Annotated in this window: 20 protein-coding genes, 1 pseudogene and 1 other annotated feature; of the genes and pseudogenes, 8 read left to right on the top strand and 13 right to left on the bottom strand. The window is 52.1% G+C overall.

Annotated features, from left to right (window positions below; genetic code table 11):
- Positions 1 to 330 (bottom strand): HI1450 family dsDNA-mimic protein, encoded by a 330-nt coding sequence (locus I6L54_RS12190; RefSeq protein ID WP_040233211.1) that lies wholly within the window; start codon positions 328 to 330, stop codon positions 1 to 3.
- A gap of 34 nt (positions 331 to 364) precedes the next feature.
- The gene (gene cls, locus I6L54_RS12195) at positions 365 to 1825 is read right to left on the bottom strand and encodes a cardiolipin synthase (RefSeq protein WP_040233209.1); all 1461 of its coding nucleotides are present in this window, start codon (positions 1823 to 1825) and stop codon (positions 365 to 367) included.
- Positions 1826 to 1967: 142 nt separating this feature from the next.
- Between cls and I6L54_RS12200 the strand changes: the two genes are divergently transcribed.
- The gene (locus I6L54_RS12200) at positions 1968 to 2141 is read left to right on the top strand and encodes a YciY family protein (protein WP_005126414.1); all 174 of its coding nucleotides are present in this window, start codon (positions 1968 to 1970) and stop codon (positions 2139 to 2141) included.
- Positions 2142 to 2194: 53 nt separating this feature from the next.
- Here I6L54_RS12200 and I6L54_RS12205 read toward each other — a convergent pair whose 3' ends face one another.
- Positions 2195 to 2491: a YciI family protein gene (locus I6L54_RS12205; RefSeq protein ID WP_005126415.1), complete on the bottom strand. Its 297-nt coding sequence runs from the start codon at positions 2489 to 2491 to the stop codon at positions 2195 to 2197.
- A gap of 214 nt (positions 2492 to 2705) precedes the next feature.
- On the opposite strand from I6L54_RS12205, the gene tonB reads away from it, so the two are divergent.
- Positions 2706 to 3434, top strand: a complete 729-nt coding sequence (gene tonB, locus I6L54_RS12210) for a TonB system transport protein TonB (protein WP_199946988.1) — start codon at positions 2706 to 2708, stop codon at positions 3432 to 3434.
- A 68-nt stretch (positions 3435 to 3502) separates the two neighbouring features.
- Here tonB and yciA read toward each other — a convergent pair whose 3' ends face one another.
- The 4 genes and pseudogenes from yciA to I6L54_RS24310 form a co-directional block, all read right to left on the bottom strand.
- Positions 3503 to 3904: an acyl-CoA thioester hydrolase YciA gene (yciA, locus tag I6L54_RS12215; protein WP_005126419.1), complete on the bottom strand. Its 402-nt coding sequence runs from the start codon at positions 3902 to 3904 to the stop codon at positions 3503 to 3505.
- 165 nt (positions 3905 to 4069) lie between these two features.
- On the bottom strand, positions 4070 to 4609 hold the full coding sequence (locus I6L54_RS12220; RefSeq protein ID WP_005126421.1) for a septation protein A: 540 nt from the start codon (positions 4607 to 4609) through the stop codon (positions 4070 to 4072).
- Between the two features lie 56 nt (positions 4610 to 4665).
- A complete protein-coding gene (locus I6L54_RS12225; protein WP_040233207.1) occupies positions 4666 to 5409 on the bottom strand; it encodes a YciC family protein in 744 nt (247 codons plus the stop codon).
- A gap of 28 nt (positions 5410 to 5437) precedes the next feature.
- Positions 5438 to 5524, bottom strand: a pseudogene (locus I6L54_RS24310) (YkgJ family cysteine cluster protein); the annotation flags it as partial.
- Positions 5525 to 5805: 281 nt separating this feature from the next.
- Between I6L54_RS24310 and ompW the strand changes: the two are divergent.
- From ompW to I6L54_RS12240, 3 genes are all read left to right on the top strand, one after another.
- A complete protein-coding gene (gene ompW / locus I6L54_RS12230) occupies positions 5806 to 6444 on the top strand; it encodes an outer membrane protein OmpW (protein WP_040233206.1) in 639 nt (212 codons plus the stop codon).
- A 130-nt stretch (positions 6445 to 6574) separates the two neighbouring features.
- Entirely contained in the window at positions 6575 to 6850 is a 276-nt protein-coding gene (locus I6L54_RS12235; RefSeq protein ID WP_005126424.1) for a hypothetical protein, read from the top strand.
- Between the two features lie 187 nt (positions 6851 to 7037).
- Complete coding sequence (locus I6L54_RS12240; protein WP_040233203.1) at positions 7038 to 8507, top strand: GGDEF domain-containing protein; 1470 nt, start codon at positions 7038 to 7040, stop codon at positions 8505 to 8507.
- Between the two features lie 32 nt (positions 8508 to 8539).
- Here I6L54_RS12240 and trpA read toward each other — a convergent pair whose 3' ends face one another.
- From trpA to trpL, 6 genes are all read right to left on the bottom strand, one after another.
- Entirely contained in the window at positions 8540 to 9346 is an 807-nt protein-coding gene (gene trpA, locus I6L54_RS12245; protein ID WP_040233200.1) for a tryptophan synthase subunit alpha, read from the bottom strand.
- Positions 9346 to 10539 carry a tryptophan synthase subunit beta gene (gene trpB / locus I6L54_RS12250; RefSeq protein WP_005126427.1) on the bottom strand — a complete coding sequence of 398 codons (1194 nt, stop codon included), beginning with the start codon at positions 10537 to 10539 and terminating at the stop codon, positions 9346 to 9348. The genes trpA and trpB overlap by 1 nt, the downstream gene beginning before the upstream one ends.
- Before the next feature lie 10 nt (positions 10540 to 10549).
- Entirely contained in the window at positions 10550 to 11908 is a 1359-nt protein-coding gene (trpCF, locus tag I6L54_RS12255; RefSeq protein ID WP_040233257.1) for a bifunctional indole-3-glycerol-phosphate synthase TrpC/phosphoribosylanthranilate isomerase TrpF, read from the bottom strand.
- Positions 11909 to 11911: 3 nt separating this feature from the next.
- Entirely contained in the window at positions 11912 to 13507 is a 1596-nt protein-coding gene (gene trpD, locus I6L54_RS12260; RefSeq protein WP_003020639.1) for a bifunctional anthranilate synthase glutamate amidotransferase component TrpG/anthranilate phosphoribosyltransferase TrpD, read from the bottom strand.
- Complete coding sequence (locus I6L54_RS12265) at positions 13507 to 15069, bottom strand: anthranilate synthase component 1 (protein ID WP_040233199.1); 1563 nt, start codon at positions 15067 to 15069, stop codon at positions 13507 to 13509. Before I6L54_RS12265 ends, trpD begins: the two co-directional genes overlap by 1 nt.
- A gap of 23 nt (positions 15070 to 15092) precedes the next feature.
- Positions 15093 to 15187 (bottom strand) — a sequence feature (Trp leader region).
- Complete coding sequence (gene trpL / locus I6L54_RS24590) at positions 15164 to 15226, bottom strand: trp operon leader peptide (protein WP_137378372.1); 63 nt, start codon at positions 15224 to 15226, stop codon at positions 15164 to 15166. It overlaps the preceding feature by 24 nt.
- A gap of 117 nt (positions 15227 to 15343) precedes the next feature.
- Between trpL and rnm the strand changes: the two genes are divergently transcribed.
- The 3 genes from rnm to rluB all read left to right on the top strand — a co-directional run bounded on the left by rnm (position 15344) and on the right by rluB (position 17815).
- Positions 15344 to 16222, top strand: a complete 879-nt coding sequence (gene rnm / locus I6L54_RS12275; RefSeq protein ID WP_040233197.1) for an RNase RNM — start codon at positions 15344 to 15346, stop codon at positions 16220 to 16222.
- Complete coding sequence (locus I6L54_RS12280; protein WP_005126434.1) at positions 16219 to 16839, top strand: L-threonylcarbamoyladenylate synthase; 621 nt, start codon at positions 16219 to 16221, stop codon at positions 16837 to 16839. The genes rnm and I6L54_RS12280 overlap by 4 nt, the downstream gene beginning before the upstream one ends.
- Positions 16840 to 16939: 100 nt before the next feature.
- Entirely contained in the window at positions 16940 to 17815 is an 876-nt protein-coding gene (gene rluB / locus I6L54_RS12285) for a 23S rRNA pseudouridine(2605) synthase RluB (protein WP_003020625.1), read from the top strand.
- Positions 17816 to 17858 lie beyond the last annotated feature (43 nt).

Here is a 17858-nt window from a genome sequence, read left to right on the forward strand (position 1 = left end):
TTATTCGCGCCAGAGAATGTGGCAGAGTTTGTGATCTTTTTCGCGGCATAACAGAACACGCGCAAAAATATCGTTAATCTCGCCGTCTTCTGAGTCTGCCAGACCAATCACCACTTCGGCGAAGAAGTCAGGATTCAGGTCAAAATCAACGTGCTCCTGCCAGTCTTGTGCAGGGTCGAATAACTCTGCACCGCCACGCTCTTCAAACTGCAAATTGAACAGAAGAATGTCGGCCGGATCGAGATTGTCCGCCGCCAGTTCGAGAAAAATGTCATAAGCCTGCTCGAGCGTTTCGTCTTCGGTCAGGCGGTTGTTCAAATCCATATCCATAATGACTACCTGTTTACTGTCTGATGGGCACGTTTTACAGCAACGGGCTAAAGAAGTAAAACAGTCGCTCAGCGATACGCTGCCAGAGTGGTCGTTTTACCCACAAACGTGCATCTAGCAGGCGAGAACGCGAAATATAATCATCCTGTACCGCGGCGAGGTCACCACCGAATCCGGCATCGTCAATCACCAGTGTGATCTCAAAATTCAGCCACAGGCTGCGCATATCCAGGTTAACAGTACCGACCAGACTCAATTCGCCATCGACCAGCACGCTCTTGGTATGTAACAACCCACCTTCGAACTGGTAGATTTTCACGCCTGCCGCCAGCAACTCGGTGAAAAAAGCCCGGCTTGCCCAGCCAACCAGCATCGAGTCATTCTTGCGTGGAAGAATGATGCTGACATCTACACCACGCTGCGCTGCCGTACAGATGGCGTGCAGCAGATCGTCACTGGGAACGAAGTAGGGGGTGGTCATGATTAAATATTCACGAGCAGAATATGCGGCGGTCAATAAGGCCTGATGGATCAAGTCTTCAGGGAAGCCTGGACCGGAGGCAATAGTGTGAATGGTGTGCCCGCTGGCCTGCTCAAACGGCATAATGTTGACATCGGGAGGCGGCGGTAAAATACGTTTACCGGTTTCAATTTCCCAGTCGCAGGAGTAGACGATCCCCATGGCAGTGGCCACCGGGCCTTCCATTCTCGCCATCAGGTCAACCCATTGTCCGACACCGGCATCCTGTTTAAAGAAACGCGGATCGACCATATTCATGCTACCGGTGTAGGCGATGTAGTTGTCGATCATGATCATTTTACGATGCTGGCGCAGGTCCATACGGCGTAAAAATACACGCATCAGGTTAACCTTCAGCGCTTCGACCACCTCGATACCCGCATTGCGCATCATCGCCGCCCACGGACTACGGAAGAATGCCACGCTGCCGGCGGAGTCCAGCATCAAACGACAGTGAATCCCCCGTCTGGCGGCGGCCATTAATGATTCCGCGACCTGATCGGCCATACCGCCAGGTTGCCAGATGTAGAACACCATCTCAATGTTGTGACGCGCCAGCTGAATGTCGCGGATTAACGCCTGCATCACGTCATCAGAGTTGGTGAGTAGCTGCAACTGATTACCCTTAACACCAGCAATGCCCTGGCGACGCTCGCATAACTTAAATAATGAGGAGGCAACGCTGCTGTTTTCTTGCGCGAAAATATGTTTGCAGGCTTTGAGATCGTTCAGCCATTTGGCTGTTGAAGGCCACATCGCTCTGGCGCGCTCGGCGCGGCGTTTGCCCAGGTGGAGTTCACCAAAGGACAGATAAGCAATAATCCCTACCAATGGCAGTATATAGATGATCAAAAGCCAGGCCATTGCGGAAGGTACTGCGCGTCGCTTCATCAGAATGCGCAACGTTACGCCAGCAATGAGTACCCAGTAACCCAGAATGACCAGCCAACTCACCACGGTGTAGAAGGTTGTCATAAATTTAAAAATCCTTTTGAAAGCGTATTGTTAAGAGTTTACGCATCAAGATTCATCTGGCAAATAAAAACACGGGAAAACCACTGGTCTGCATGCAGTCTGGGGGTATAATGCCCGCTCTGTGACTGGAAGAGTAGTTAACATGAAGCGTAGTAGAACGGAAGTGGGACGCTGGCGGATGCTGCGTCAGGCTAGCCGCCGTAAAGCACGTTGGCTTGAAGGGCAATCGCGCCGTAACATGCGTATCCACTCCATCAGAAAATGCATTCTCAATCATCAACGAAATTCGTTGCTGTTTGCGATCTACAGCATTTGATCCAAAAAGGGCACCACTGATGGTGCCCAATGTATTCTTGTCAGTTCTGTTTCTTAAAATACTTTTTTGTACGGTTTGACCGAAACCTGCGCATAAACTCCTGCAGCCACATACGGGTCGGCATCTGCCCACGCCTGCGCTGCCTCTAAAGATTCAAATTCTGCAATCACCGTCGATCCGCTAAATCCCGCCGCACCAGGATCGTTACTGTCGACCGCTGGCATGGGGCCTGCTGTCAGTAGACGACCTTCATCCTGGAGGAGTTGCAGACGGGCCAGGTGAGCAGGGCGCACGGAAAGACGTTTTTCGAGAGAATCTGCGATATCTTGAGCATAAATAACGTACAGCACGGGTAAAGCTCCTTGATCGGTAAATGTCGCGTTTACGTTATTGGAAAGCCCTGGTAACTGCAACGTAAAGATAATAGCTTTGTTAAGGCCATATTAAGATAATGGTTTTTTCACATGAAATTGCGTTTTAAATGCGGCTTACTGTCATGGGCTTATTGAATATGATTGCTATTTGCATTTAAAATCGAGGCCTGGTTTTATAACTGAAACGATTATGACTGCAATGACCCTTGATTTACCTCGTCGCTTTCCCTGGCCGACGTTACTTTCCGTCGGCATTCACGGCGCTGTAGTGGCGGGTCTGCTGTATACCTCGGTACATCAGGTTATTGAACTGCCTGCACCCGCGCAGCCGATCTCCATCACGATGGTCGCACCTGCCGATCTTGAACCACCTCAGGCAGTTCAGCCACCGCCGGAGCCTGTCGTTGAGCCTGAACCGGAACCGGAACCTATACCGGAACCGCCAAAAGAGGCGCCGGTGGTGATTGAGAAACCGAAGCCTAAGCCAAAACCGAAGCCAAAACCGGTGAAAAAGGTTGAAGAGCAGCCCAAACGTGACGTGAAACCGGTTGAGTCGCGTCCAGCATCGCCGTTTGAGAACACAGCGCCTGCTCGTCCGGCAACGACCAGCACCGCGCCAGCAACCAGTAAACCTGCGGTTAGTGCACCCTCTGGGCCACGCGCCTTAAGTCGTAATCAGCCACAGTATCCGGCGCGCGCGCAGGCTCTGCGCATTGAAGGTCGGGTGAAGGTCAAGTTTGATGTGACATCAGATGGCCGTGTGGAGAATGTTGAAGTGCTTTCCGCACAGCCTGCCAACATGTTTGAGCGTGAAGTGAAAAATGCGATGCGCAGATGGCGTTATGAGACGGGCAAACCGGGATCTGGCCTGGTGGTGAATATCGTTTTCCGTCTGAACGGTACGGCGCAGATTGAGTAACTGGCGTGCCGGAGGCGGCGTCAGGCCTTCTCCGGCAAGCAGGTCTGATAACGGTGTCAACGCAGTTATCAGACCTGTTTAGGTATCGGACGGGGTTTACCGTCTTTATCTACAGCGACGTAGATAAACAGGGCTTCAGTGGCTTTGTAACGCTGGCCAATAGGTTCCGAAGCGACTTTCTTCACCCAGACTTCAATATTAATACTGATTGACGTCGTCCCGCGTTTTACGCAGCGTGCGTAGCAACAGACCACATCACCCACGGCAACCGGGCGCAAAAAGCTCATTCCTTCAACTCGCACCGTCACCACGCGACCGTGTGCGATCTCTTTGGCCTGAATAGCGCCACCAATATCCATCTGTGACATCAGCCAGCCGCCAAAAATATCACCGTTAGCATTGGTATCGGCAGGCATGGCCAGAGTGCGTAAAACCAGTTCACCCTGGGGGGTGTTATTCGTTGTTGTCATTGTAGAACCGACTGTAGAGAAAGATTACAGGCGGGATGCTACTAGAATTTACGAGCGGAGAACAGAGGGGATGCAGTGCGCGGAGGGGATGTAAACCAGCTTGTGTGCCACGAAGAACGCAGGTGGATAAAAATTCGCCAGATCCGCAGATCTGGCGAACACTTATTACGATTTATCTTCCTGCGGCAGATGGCGGTAGATATAGATTCCGCTCAGCAACGTGAAGAATAAGGTCAGGGCGGTTAATCCGAACACTTTGAAGTTGACCCAAATGTTCTGCGGCAGCCAAAACGCAATGTAGATATTGGCCAATCCACACAGGATGAAGAAGACGGCCCAGGCCAGATTTAGCTTCGACCATACCGGCTGCGGCAGCGTCAGCTCTTTTCCTAACATGCGCTGAATCAACGGCTTTTTCATCACCCACTGGCTAACCAGCAGTGCACCGGCAAACAGTCCGTAAATCACCGTAACCTTCCACTTAATGAATTCATCGTTGTGGAAGAAAATGGTCAGGCCACCGAAGACAGCAACCAGAACAAAGGTGATTAACGCCATCTTCTCGACTTTGCGATAGCGAACCCAACTGTAAATCAACACCACAGCTGTTGCGACAATAAGCGCCGAGGTTGCCGCGTAGATGTCATAGAGCTTATAAAAAGCAAAAAAGACAACCAGCGGTAAAAAATCAAGAAACTGCTTCATTCTTCGAGTCCGTAATCAAAAAGCATTGGGTAACACACCCGGCATGCGTTCAGGGTTTATTGACGAATCAGCATATACAGACGGAACAAATAGATCAGCAGCACAGCAGAGATCATATTGCTCAGCGTATTCGCCAATACCGCGCCTACGTTTGGCGTTAGTACTGCAAAACTTGGCGCAAAAAGCAACAGCAGCGTTTTTGCCAGTAACCAACCGATTACTGCCGGCGCTACCAGTCGCATATTAGACCACGCCAGACGCATACTGTTGCGCATAGCGGCAAAGACGCCCATTTTATCCTGCACGACCATCACCGGCGCGAGAGCCAGCAAGATAGCCAGCAGAATACCGGGCACGACAACCAGCATAATACCGACCTGTACCAGCAGGGTAGTCAGAAAAATCAGAATAAACAATTTAGGTAATACCGGCGCGCTGGCGCCAATGGCGCGTAATGCGCTAACCCGATGACCCGCCGAAATCAGTTGAATCATCAGGATGATGCCTCCTGCAAGGATGGCATTACCAATTAGCCCTGAAAACGTTGATGCAGCAGAAGCGCGTAGCAAAATTTGCTGCTGCTCCGGCGTCATATTCTGTACCAGATCGAACAGGCCCACACTGCTGGTTAGCTGATCCCCTTCGCTCAGTTGCGCGATTTGCGCGTCGCTGGGAGAAAAGGCATGCCCTAGCACCACTGTGATAAACGCGCACAATAATGATACCAGCAAGATGGTAATGAATTGATTACGGAAAAAGTTTCCCGTGTCACGGTAAACGGATTTCGCCGTGATAGACATGCACTCTCCTTGAGTTTTGCAGGTGTTCATTTGCGCGCAATTGTACCCTGGATAACTCTACAGTGGCAGCATCGTACGATGTATGGAAAGGCATATCTTTGTAAAGCTCCGGTAATTTTTGGCCAGGACTTCAGCATCTTGCAACATCGTTGTTTGTTCTCTGTACATCACGTTCAAATAACCAACGCTTCGCGTTGGAGCTAAAGGTACTTGCATAGTGAAAATATATCGAAATTGATCTGAATTAATTTAACCAGGATTTTGAATGCAAGTTCTAACTTAATCTGGATCAATAAATGTTAAATTATCAAACTCAATGTGATCCAGGTTAGATCACTTATTACTCCATTGTGGGTATATTCGTTCCGCTTTTATAACCATAACGATGGAGCGGACATGAAAAAATTAACAGTTGCAGCATTGGCTTTAACAACTCTTCTCTCTGGGAACGCATTTGCGCATGAGGCCGGAGAGTTCTTTATTCGAGCAGGATCGGCTACCGTCAGACCGACGGAAGGCGCGGGTGGTACGCTGGGAAGCCTGGGTGGCTTTGATGTCAGCAACAATACGCAGCTGGGCCTGACATTCACCTATATGGCAACCGACAATATTGGCGTTGAATTACTGGCAGCCACACCGTTCCGCCATAAGATCGGCACCGGGGCAACCGGTGATATTGCCACCGTTCATCATTTACCGCCGACGTTAATGGCGCAGTGGTACTTTGGCGATTCCAGCAGCAAACTGCGTCCTTACGTTGGCGTGGGCGTGAACTACACGACTTTCTTTGATGAAGGTTTTAACAACAACGGGAAAGAAGCAGGTTTATCCGATCTGAGCCTGAAAGACTCCTGGGGTGCAGCAGGACAGGTCGGTATGGACTATCTGATCAACCGCGACTGGCTGATTAACATGTCAGTCTGGTACATGGATATCGACACCACCGCGAGCTATAAAATGGGTGGCGTCCAGCAGCGCGACAGCGTACGCCTTGATCCGTGGGTGTTTATGTTCTCTGCGGGTTATCGTTTTTAAGTCAGTGATTCCAGTCTCAAAGGCTGGTCGTTTCGCGGCCAGCTTTTTCTCCTCTCTTTTTCCCTTCCCGACTTTCTCCCCTTTGATGTAATGCTACTCTTTAAGCAAACTGGCTTTGAGGGTATTGACGATGATATTGACGCGTCAGGTGCTACAACAAAAAATTTCCCTTATGGAAGCATCGATAGACGATGATACGACAGAGTTTGCCGTGTATGCTGCGCGCGAATTATTGAATTACATGAGCAGGGTGGAAGCCCTGGAAAAGGTCATCGCCACACAAATCACACTACCTTATTGCAGCGCCCGCCCGGTTTGTGAAATCGAAGTTGGGTATGCTGCAGGTGTGGGCGACTGTCGGGAAGCGATTCGTCGTGCCGGCTATCCGATTGCCGGGGATGACTAGTTTGCATTTTTGTTAACAAAAATGTTCTTTTGTTGTATAAGTCTGTAACTTTCGCGCACGAGTGCGATTACTATTTCAACTCATTAGTCTCTGGATGGTTAACATTTTTATCCACGTACAACGCTGTTATGCAACAACATAAACGGGTAACCGGTTTGGTAATACTGTTAACTATCGGGGTGGGCTCGTGAAGATTGTGCAGGATAAGCTCCGAAACAGGCAGGCTCTGCTGGTATCCGGGCTCATTACGTTGGTTTTTACCTCGTTGTTTCTGTTTATCATTTATGAACAGCGTATGGCGGCCGCCAGTGAAGGTGTGAGCCGCCTGCAAGCTCACATGTTGGACATTTTTAACGATAATGAACTGATTGCCGATGCGATTGGCGAGCGTTACTACCACATCAAAACCGGCGAACAGTGTGGTGTTATGGCGCAGTTTGTTCCGCGAAATAAAGATGAATGGGGAATTAACGCCGACCCAAAGCGGGTTCATTCCGCAACAGGGACGATTATTGCTCAGCAACCCAGCCATAACGCGCTGTGTATGTATACTGCAGCGGAGTTCATTCGTGGAATGGTTAATGAACTAAATCCAGGCAGCTTCGATGCGCACCGTTACATTATCGCCAGCAATTCAGATTATTTTTACTGGTTTATGGCTTCCGACTCGCGCAATTTCAGTTTTTCTGACTCCGAAATGGCGATGGATATCACGCATTTTTTCTATCCGCCCGCCGATTTCTATACCCGGTTGTTGCAAAAAAACGTCAAAAATAAAGCCCTCAGTTCAACAAACTTCTATACCGATAAAATTACTGGTGAAAAAGCCTACAGCGTGGTGAGCTATATCTACGATCTGTCGGGTAAAGAGATATCAGACCAAATCGTGGCCTATCTGGTCTATGATCATTCGAAACCCGAGCTGCAGGAAGCGTTGGCCGAGGCGTTTGATAATCAAATCCTTCCTGGATTGAACGTGGAGTTAGTGAATTTAACCAACCAAGAGAGCCTCTGCTTATCCGGCATATGTGCGGGACAATCCAGCTATTTGGTGCGCAATTTTTCAGAAAAATATGCGCTGCACTATTCGATAGCATTAGGCCGTTTTATGGCGCGCGATACGCACGCCGGAATTGTGATACTGCTGGCACCATTCTTCTTTATTATGATCAGTTTCTCGCTGAAGTCGTGGCTGAATGAAAGCGACCTGAAAGTTTATATTGATACGCTCACTGGCTGCTTTAATCGCCGAATTCTCGACATCATCAAGCGCCGGGATTTGTCACATTGCTCGGTAGTGCTACTGGATTGCAATAAGTTTAAGGCTGTCAATGATACCTGGGGCCACGCGGCCGGGGACCGCGCGCTGCAAATTATCGCCAACAGAATGTTGTCTAACACCCGTACCAGCCATGATCTTGTGATCCGCACCGGTGGAGATGAATTTATGATCCTGCTGTTTCGCTCTCAGGCCAGTGATGCTATCGCGATCGCGCAGCGTATAAGCGGACAGGTGACCAGCCATGTATTTGTGGTGGACGGCAACACTATACCCTTGTCAGTGTCGTGGGGGATTGCAGAGGTGAAGGGTGAGCTGGATACGGCAATCCAGAATGCGGATACTGCCATGTACAAAATGAAGCAGGCCAGGGAGTAAAACCGCCAGAAGTCTCTGGCGGTTATTTCAGCTTACTGATGGGTCGCAGCTTTCATTGCACTGACAAAGGCTTTCAACTCAGCCAGCATTTGCTCTGGTGCTGCAACATTTTTCTCAATGATTTTGACAATCGCCGATCCGGAAATAGCCCCCGCAGCACCTGCTTCAATGGCGCCTGTCACCTGTTCTGGTGCAGAGATACCAAAGCCCTGTAAAGAAGGCGGGGCATTGAATTCTTTCAGCTTTTCGACCAGATGATGCAACGGTAACGCCGCACGATTTTCGGCACCCGTAACGCCTGCGCGTGACAATAAATAGGTATAACCGCGGCCATGAGCGGCAATCTGACGCAGCAGTTCTTCGTCAGCGTTAGGCGGGCAAATGAAAATTGGCGCGACATTATGACGTAATGCCGCCGTTCTGAATGGCGCAGACTCTTCAACCGGCACATCGGCGACTAATACCGAATCTACGCCGACCTTCTCACACTGTGCGTAAAATTCGTCAATACCCTTGCTGAACACCAGGTTGGCATACATCAGTAAACCAATTGGAATGGTTGGGTGTTTTTGCCGAATCAACGCCAACATTTCAAAACATTGTGACGGCGTGACGCCTGCCGCGAACGCACGTAATGTTGCTTCCTGAATGGTTGGGCCGTCGGCCAGCGGGTCGGAGAACGGAATACCCAGCTCAAGCGCATCGGCACCCGCTTCGATCAGCGTATCAATGATTTTCAGTGACTGTTCAACAGACGGATCGCCCAGGGTCACGAAGGGGACAAAAGCGCCTTCTTTGCGGTCCTTCAGTTGTGCAAACAGGTTTTCATAACGTTCCATCAGATTTCCCCTCGCGCTTTCAGAATATCGTGTACGGTGAAAATGTCTTTGTCGCCGCGACCAGAGAGGTTGACCACCAGTAATTGTTCTTTCTCCGGGTTTTCACGCATCATTTTCAACGCATGTGCCAGGGCGTGGGAAGACTCCAGCGCCGGGATAATCCCCTCATGCAGACACAGTGTTTTGAAGGCTTCCAGCGCTTCATCATCGGTAATCGAAACATAGTCAGCGCGTCCGATACTGTTCAGATAAGCGTGCTGTGGCCCGACTGACGGGAAGTCCAGTCCCGCAGAAATGGAATAGGACTCTTCAATTTGCCCTTCAGAGGTCTGCATCATTGGCGACTTCATGCCGAAGTAAATCCCAACACGACCATGTTTCAGCGGTGCCCCGTGCTCGCCGGATTCGATCCCGTGACCACCGGGCTCAACGCCAATCAGACCAACGCTGGTTTCATTAATAAAATCGGCGAACATGCCGATCGCGTTCGAGCCGCCGCCGACACAGGCGATCACGGCATCCGGCAGACGGCCTTCTTTTTCCAGAATTTGTGCTTTTGTTTCTTCACCAATCATGCGCTGGAATTCGCGTACGATAGTCGGGAAAGGATGCGGGCCTGCCGCCGTACCCAGCATATAGTGCGCGGTATCGTAACTGCCAGACCAGTCGCGCAACGCTTCGTTACAGGCATCTTTCAATGTGGCAGAGCCGCTGTGTACCGGAATAACCTCAGCCCCCATCAGACGCATACGGAAAACGTTCGGAGACTGACGCTCGACGTCTTTCGCACCCATATAAATACGGCACTTTAAACCCAGTAAGGCGCTGGCAAGGGCAGACGCCACACCGTGCTGGCCCGCGCCGGTTTCGGCGATGATTTCTGTTTTCCCCATGCGTTTCGCCAGTAACGCTTGTCCCAGCACCTGGTTCGTTTTGTGCGCGCCGCCGTGCAGCAGATCTTCACGCTTGAGATACAGCGTCGTCCTGGTGCCGTTAGTGATGTTCTGACATTTGGTCAACGCGGTAGGGCGCCCGGCATAGTTTTTCAACAGGTCAGTAAACTGTGCCTGAAACTCAGGGTCTTTTTGTGCACTGACGAACGCTTCTTCCAGTTGGCGCAGCGCAGGCATCAGAATCTGTGGCACATACATACCGCCAAATTCACCAAAATACGGATTGAGTAATGTTGTCATGTCCTTTTCCTTAATATGCGCGCAGCATCTGAAAGACTGAAGCCAGAAGACGCGCATCTTTGATGCCCGGCTGTGACTCTACGCCAGAATTGAAATCGAGCCCGGCACAGCCGGTTTTAGCCGCGTCGACGCAGTTATCTGCGCCCAGTCCGCCAGCCAGTAAAACGTTATCCAGCGATTGTCCGCTCAGCAGCGACCAGTCAAAGCGTTTACCGCTGCCGCCCTGGCCGTTATCAAAAATGTATTTATCAATATGTTGATAGCGACGAGCAGGCAGTGATTCGCCAACGCTCAGTGCCTTCCAGATTTGCACCTGCGCGGGTAGCGCATTGCGCAGCGCATCAACATAAGCCTGATCTTCGCTTCCATGTAGTTGTACGGCTGCCAGCGACAGTGCGGTGACTTTTTCGTGGACGTCTGCGATGTCAGTGTTACGGAACACGCCGACGTACTGTAACGGCGCACCCGTCATAACGTCTCGCGCTTGTTCAACGCTGACAGCGCGTGGTGAGGTCGGGACAAAAATTACGCCGCCATAAATGGCCCCAGATTCGTACGCTGCTTTTGCATCCTGTGCACGAGTCAGTCCGCAGACTTTATTTTCGCCAAGCAAAACACGACGCACGGCGGTATGCAGGTCATCATGGGACATCAGCGCAGAGCCTATCAGAAATCCGTTGGCGAAATGGCTGAGTTCGCGAACCTGACCATAGGTGTTGATCCCGGATTCACTGATGACGGTGACGCCATGACCCAAACGTGGTGCAAGCTGGCGAGTACGGTTGAGGTCAATCGACAGGTCACGCAAATCACGGTTGTTAATACCGACGACTTTTGCCCCCAGCGCAATGGCGCGCTCCAGCTCTTCTTCATTGCTGACCTCGGTCAGCACGCCCATTTTCAGACTGTGGGCGATGGCAGCGAGCTGACGATACTGTTCATCATCCAAAACCGACAACATCAGCAGGCAGGCGTCCGCCTGGTAGAAACGCGCCAGGTAAATCTGGTAAGGATCGATAATAAAGTCTTTACACAGGATCGGCTGTGGTGCGATGCGACTGACGATGGGCAGAAAATCAAAGCTACCCTGAAAATATTTCTCGTCCGTCAGCACGGAAATCGCGGAAGCATAATGTTTATATACGCCCGCAATCTGTGCCGGATCGAAGTCATCACGGATCACGCCTTTTGACGGAGAGGCTTTTTTGCACTCCAGAATAAAAGCGGTACGTGTTCCTTGCAGCGCATCGTAGAAATCACGCGTGCTGGGTTGAACATCATTTTGAAAGCTGGCCAGCGGTTGTTGCTGTTTGCGGGCTTCTACCCAAATCGCCTTGTCAGCGACAATTTTCGCTAAAACGGTTTGCATCATTTACCCTCTCGCTGCCAGTGCAGTAACACGGTCGTAAGCCGCACCGCTGCGCAGCACATTAATCACGGTTTGCGCGTTGGCTTTTAAGTCTTCTTCACCGTGCAGGCGCATTAACATGGCGACATTTGCGGCAACAGCAGCTTCATGTGCGGCCTCACCTTTACCTTGTAACAAGCGACTCAGAATGTCACGGTTTTCTTCCGGCGTGCCGCCAGCCAACTGTTCCTGATGATATGGCGTCAGGCCAAAGTCTTCTGCCGTCAGTTGATAGCTCTTGATTTCGCCATCATGCAGTTCTGCCACTATGGTTGGCGCATGCAGTGAAACTTCATCCATTCCGCCGCTGTGCACCACGGCTGCTCGCTGATATCCGAGCACGCGCAGCGTTTCGGCAATTGGCAGCACCAGTTCCGGGCTGTAAACGCCGATCAGCGCCAGCGGCGGATGTGCCGGGTTAATCAACGGGCCGAGCACGTTAAACAGCGTGCGGGTTTTTAACTGTTGGCGTACCGGCATGGCATGGCGAAAACCGGTGTGGTATTTCGGCGCAAACAGGAAGCACACGCCGAGATCGTCAAGCGCCTGGCGGGATTTATCGGCGTTCATATCCAGATTGATACCAAATGCTGCCAGCAGATCCGAAGATCCCGATTTGCTGGAAACGCTGCGGTTACCATGTTTGGCGACTTTCAGTCCGCAAGCCGCCGCGACAAACGCACTGGCGGTGGAAATATTGATACTGTTACTGCCGTCACCGCCGGTTCCGACAATGTCGGCAAACAGATAATCCGGGCGCGGGAATGGGGCTGCATTTTCCAGCAGCGCGGTTGCCGCACCGGCAATTTCATTCGGATGCTCGCCACGAATTTTCATGCTCACCAGCGCTGCTGCCAGCTGTTCCGGCTTCAGTTCACCGCGGACCACGGCAGAGAACAACTGGTGGCTTTCCTGCTGAGACAGCGTCTGCGCCTGATACAGTTTCTCCAGAATAGGTTGCAGCGTATTGGTCTGTTCAAGCTTCTGTTGCGCCCAGGCCAGCGTTTGCTCCAGCAGACGCGCGCCCTGAGTGGTCAGAATGGATTCCGGATGGAACTGGAAGCCGCATACGCGATCGGTATCGTGACGAACGGCCATGACCATACCGTTAAAATGCGCGTTAATGGTCAGTCCGGCCGGTACGTTGCTGCCGACCAGCGAGTGATAGCGCGCTACCGGCAGCGGATTTGCCAGACCGGCGAACATCGCCTGGCCATCGTGTTCAATGCTGGAGGCTTTGCCGTGCAGGATTTCCCCTGCCTGACCCACATATCCACCATAGGCCTCAACAATCGCCTGATGCCCCAGACAAATACCGATAATGGGCAGTTTGCCGCGCAGGCGGGTTAACAGCTCTGGCATGCAGCCTGCTTCACTTGGTGCGCCAGGACCAGGAGAAAGCATCAGCACCGGATTTTTCATCGTCGCTAAACGGTCAATCAACGTCTGGGCCGGAATATGGTTGCGGTAAATCACCACGTTGTGACCGTTAGTGCGCAGCTGATCTGCCAGGTTGTAGGTAAATGAGTCGATGTTATCGAGCAGCAGAATGTCAGCCATTAGAAAGTCTCCTGTGCATGGTGCGCGGTGGCGATCGCACGCAAAACGGCACGCGCTTTATTACGGGTTTCATCGGCTTCAGACTGCGGAACAGAATCCAGAACAATCCCGGCACCGGCCTGCACGGTGGCGATACCGTCTTCTACCAGGGCGGAACGGATCACAATGCAGGTATCAAGGTCGCCATGGGCGGTGAAGTAACCTACGGCGCCGCCATAGCTGCCACGACGGCGACCTTCGGCCTCGGCGATAAGCTGCATAGCGCGAACTTTCGGCGCGCCGCTCAGCGTGCCCATGTTCATACAGGCGCGGTAAGCATGCAGTACATCCAAATCGCTACGTAGCTCGCCGACGACGCGGGAAACCAGGTGCATCACGAAGGAATAGCGATCCACTTTGGTGAGATCAGCAACGTAGCGGCTGCCCGGCGTACAGATGCGTGCCAGATCGTTACGCGCCAGGTCAACCAGCATCAAGTGTTCGGAAAGCTCTTTATGATCGGTACGCATCTCCAGCTCAATACGACTGTCGAGATCGCGGTCAAGCGAACCATCCGCCCGACGACCGCGTGGGCGAGTCCCGGCAATGGGATAGATTTCAATCTGGCGGCTGGTGGCATCGTATTTCAACGAGCTTTCCGGTGAAGCGCCAAACAGCGTGAACGCGTTGTCCTGCATGAAAAACATGTACGGGCTGGGGTTACTTTTCTTCAGTACATAGTAGGCAGCCAGCGGCGACGGGCAGGGCAGCGAGAAACGACGAGATGGAACCACCTGGAAAATTTCACCTGCGCGAATCGCTTTTTGCAGGCCGCGCACCACGGCACCGAACTCTTCATCGCTCTGATTGCATTCGCAGCGCATCTGCGGGACTTCAGTAACGGGCAGCGGCGGTGCAGGTTCGGTAAGCTGTTGGCTCAGTTGCGCCAGACGGGCGTTTAGTCGCTGTTTTTCTGCAACGCTTGGGGTAAAAACGCTGGCCTGAATGCGGGTGCTTTTTTTCTGGTGGTCGATAACCATCAGCGTTTCTGCCAGATAGAAGCAGTAGTCCGGGCAACGGTTACCCGCCTCAAGCTGGGGTAAATCTTCAAATCCGGCCACCAGGTCGTAGGAAAACAGACCGCCGAAGAACATTGCTTCACGTTCGTGCGCCGGAACATTAACCAGTTCCTGCAATAAACGGAACGCATCAAATACGGAAAGGGAACATAAACGGGCGTCTTCATCCAGCAGCGGGCTGACGGCAGGGAACCGCAGATGACGGCCATTGGGCTGTTGTTCGTTCTCAACGCCAGCTGGCAGGGCCGCATCCAGCAGGGGCAGCAGCGATGCGCCGTTTGCGGATAATGCCTGGATGGTGACAGTGTCACTGATGGCGGTAATGCGCAACGCGCTGTCGACCAGCAGCAGGCTCTTCAGATCGTCTTTGCTGTCGATATCTGCAGATTCCAACAGCAGCGTTGCCGGACGTGCGCCACACACCTGATGAAACAACGCCGTCGGGTTCTCACGGTAGGCGGCATCGCAGGCAAGCAGTTCGAGTGTCGGTTTTTGAGTTTGCATCGTTATTCTCATTAGTTTTGTTCAAAAAAAAGCCCGCTCATGTGGCGGGCCGGGTATCTGGTTGCATATTGCAGACGTAAGACACTGCCCGAAATCAGGAAGTGCGCCACCAACCGTGCAGGAAAAATGTTGTTTTCATCTCAGATACCTTCTTCATGTGAACTTGCGTACTAGTTAACTAGTTCGATGGAGTAAAGTCAACACCTGATTTCAGTATATTTGTCGAAACCGCTATGATGGGCGTGTTACGACATTTATTGAAACGGGAGACGCCTTGAGCGACACGAATTACGCAGTGATTTATGACCTGCACAGCCATACGACAGCTTCTGATGGGCGATTAACGCCAGAAGCCTTAGTACACCGTGCGGTAGAGATGCGAGTCGGTACACTGGCGATCACCGATCATGACACCACGGCAGGTATTGCGGCGGCAAGAGAAGAAATTTCACGTTCAGGTTTAGCGTTAAATTTGATCTCTGGCGTTGAGATATCAACGGTCTGGGAAAATCATGAGATCCATATAGTGGGTCTGAACATTGATATCGCGCATCCAGTGATGCGCGACTTTCTGGCGCAACAGACGGAACGTCGCCAGCAGCGCGCGCGCCTGATTGCTGAACGGCTCGACAAAGCGCACATTCCCGGCGCATGGGAAGGGGCGCTGCGACTGGCCGATGGCGGGGCGGTTACACGTGGGCATTTTGCGCGTTTCCTGGTGGAATGTGGCAAAGCCACAACCATGGCGGATGTCTTTAAAAAATATCTTGCCCGTGGGAAAACCGGTTACGTTCCGCCACAGTGGTGTACAATAGAACAAGCTATTGATGTCATTCATCATTCTGGCGGTAAGGCAGTTCTGGCTCATCCAGGGCGGTACGATCTTAGCGCTAAGTGGCTGAAAAGACTGGTTGCGCATTTTGCTGAACATCGCGGTGACGCGATGGAGGTGGCACAGTGCCAGCAGTCTCCCAATGAACGAACCCATCTGGCGACGCTTGCGCGTCAGCATCAACTGTGGGCATCGCAAGGGTCGGATTTTCATCTACCCTGCCCGTGGATTGAACTGGGTCGTAAACTATGGCTGCCCGCAGGCGTAGAAGGCGTCTGGCAGCTTTGGGAACAGCCCGAGACCACAGAGAGGAAAGTATGAGCCAGTTTTTTTATATTCATCCCGAAAACCCGCAGCAGCGACTGATCAACCAGGCCGTTGATATCGTGCGGAAAGGTGGGGTGATCGTCTATCCAACCGATTCCGGCTATGCGTTGGGTTGTAAAATTGAAGATAAAGGTGCAATGGAGCGCATCTGCCGCATCCGTCACCTGCCGGACGGGCACAACTTTACGCTGATGTGCCGTGACCTGTCCGAATTGTCGACCTATTCGTTTGTCGACAACGTGGCCTTCCGTTTGATCAAAAACAACACGCCGGGCAACTACACCTTCATCCTGAAGGGGACAAAAGAGGTTCCGCGCCGCTTGTTGCAGGAAAAACGTAAGACCATCGGCCTGCGTGTACCCTCGAACCCGATTGCACTGGCGCTGCTTGAAGCGCTGGGCGAGCCGATGCTCTCCACATCACTGATGTTGCCGGGCAGTGAATTTACTGAGTCAGATCCGGAAGAAATTAAAGACCGTCTGGAGAAACAGGTGGATTTGATTATCCATGGTGGATATCTTGGCCAACAGCCGACCACGGTCATCGATTTAACCGACGATTCCCCGGTGGTATTGCGCGAAGGTGTTGGTGACGTTAAACCTTTCTTATAAAGGCGCGAACCGCTATACTACGCGGCCTTAAAATGGCGCTGACTGGCGCCGTTGATTCTCCTGTTCGACGCCTGTGAAGGCGACATCTAAAGGAAGCTCTATGAGCGAAAAGTTACAAAAAGTGCTGGCGCGCGCTGGCCACGGTTCTCGCCGTGAAATTGAATCCATAATTGCCGCGGGTCGCGTGAGCGTTGATGGCAAAATTGCCACGCTCGGCGATCGCGTTGAAGTGACACCGGGTCTGAAAATCCGTATCGACGGTCATCTTATTTCGGTGAAAGAATCTGCAGAACAAATCTGCCGCGTTCTGGCCTACTACAAGCCAGAAGGTGAACTGTGTACCCGTAACGACCCGGAAGGTCGTCCGACCGTATTTGATCGCCTGCCAAAACTGCGCGACGCGCGCTGGATTGCCGTTGGTCGTCTGGACGTCAATACCTGTGGTCTGCTGCTGTTTACTACTGATGGTGAACTGGCGAACCGTTTGATGCACCCGAGCCGTGAAGTTGAACGCGAGTACGCGGTGCGTGTGTTCGGTCAGGTTGACGATGCTAAACTGCGCGATCTGAGCCGTGGCGTACAGCTGGAAGATGGTCCGGCGGCGTTTAAAACCATCAAGTTTAGCGGTGGTGAAGGGATCAACCAGTGGTATAACGTCACGCTGACTGAAGGCCGCAACCGCGAGGTTCGTCGCCTGTGGGAAGCGGTAGGCGTGCAGGTTAGTCGTCTTATCCGTGTCCGTTACGGTGATATCCCACTGCCGAAAGGCCTGCCGCGTGGTGGCTGGACAGAGCTTGATCTTGCGCAGACCAACTATCTGCGTGAACTGGTGGAGTTGAAACCGGAAACCACGTCTAAAGTCGCTGTTGAGAAAGACCGTCGTCGCATGAAAGCGAATCAGATCCGCCGTGCGGTGAAACGTCACTCTCAGGTCGGCAGCAGCCGTCGTCCGGGTGGGCGCAGCAACAACGGTTAATCATGAGCAGGCCTGATAAGCGAAGCGCCATCAGGCGTTAGCG

The sequence above is a fragment of the Citrobacter pasteurii genome, from assembly GCF_019047765.1.
GTDB classification, from domain to species: Bacteria; Pseudomonadota; Gammaproteobacteria; order Enterobacterales; family Enterobacteriaceae; genus Citrobacter; species Citrobacter pasteurii.

Excerpts from the sequence above, each read along its gene's own strand:
- I6L54_RS12190 (WP_040233211.1), bottom strand. The coding sequence starts at position 330 with ATGGATATGGATTTGAACAACCGCCTGACCGAAGACGAAACGCTCGAG.
- cls (WP_040233209.1), bottom strand. The coding sequence starts at position 1,825 with ATGACAACCTTCTACACCGTGGTGAGTTGGCTGGTCATTCTGGGTTAC.
- I6L54_RS12200 (WP_005126414.1), top strand. The coding sequence starts at position 1,968 with ATGAAGCGTAGTAGAACGGAAGTGGGACGCTGGCGGATGCTGCGTCAG.
- tonB (WP_199946988.1), top strand. The coding sequence starts at position 2,706 with ATGACTGCAATGACCCTTGATTTACCTCGTCGCTTTCCCTGGCCGACG.
- yciA (WP_005126419.1), bottom strand. The coding sequence starts at position 3,904 with ATGACAACAACGAATAACACCCCCCAGGGTGAACTGGTTTTACGCACT.
- I6L54_RS12220 (WP_005126421.1), bottom strand. The coding sequence starts at position 4,609 with ATGAAGCAGTTTCTTGATTTTTTACCGCTGGTTGTCTTTTTTGCTTTT.
- I6L54_RS12225 (WP_040233207.1), bottom strand. The coding sequence starts at position 5,409 with ATGTCTATCACGGCGAAATCCGTTTACCGTGACACGGGAAACTTTTTC.
- ompW (WP_040233206.1), top strand. The coding sequence starts at position 5,806 with ATGAAAAAATTAACAGTTGCAGCATTGGCTTTAACAACTCTTCTCTCT.
- I6L54_RS12235 (WP_005126424.1), top strand. The coding sequence starts at position 6,575 with ATGATATTGACGCGTCAGGTGCTACAACAAAAAATTTCCCTTATGGAA.
- trpA (WP_040233200.1), bottom strand. The coding sequence starts at position 9,346 with ATGGAACGTTATGAAAACCTGTTTGCACAACTGAAGGACCGCAAAGAA.
- trpB (WP_005126427.1), bottom strand. The coding sequence starts at position 10,539 with ATGACAACATTACTCAATCCGTATTTTGGTGAATTTGGCGGTATGTAT.
- trpCF (WP_040233257.1), bottom strand. The coding sequence starts at position 11,908 with ATGCAAACCGTTTTAGCGAAAATTGTCGCTGACAAGGCGATTTGGGTA.
- trpD (WP_003020639.1), bottom strand. The coding sequence starts at position 13,507 with ATGGCTGACATTCTGCTGCTCGATAACATCGACTCATTTACCTACAAC.
- I6L54_RS12265 (WP_040233199.1), bottom strand. The coding sequence starts at position 15,069 with ATGCAAACTCAAAAACCGACACTCGAACTGCTTGCCTGCGATGCCGCC.
- I6L54_RS12280 (WP_005126434.1), top strand. The coding sequence starts at position 16,219 with ATGAGCCAGTTTTTTTATATTCATCCCGAAAACCCGCAGCAGCGACTG.
- rluB (WP_003020625.1), top strand. The coding sequence starts at position 16,940 with ATGAGCGAAAAGTTACAAAAAGTGCTGGCGCGCGCTGGCCACGGTTCT.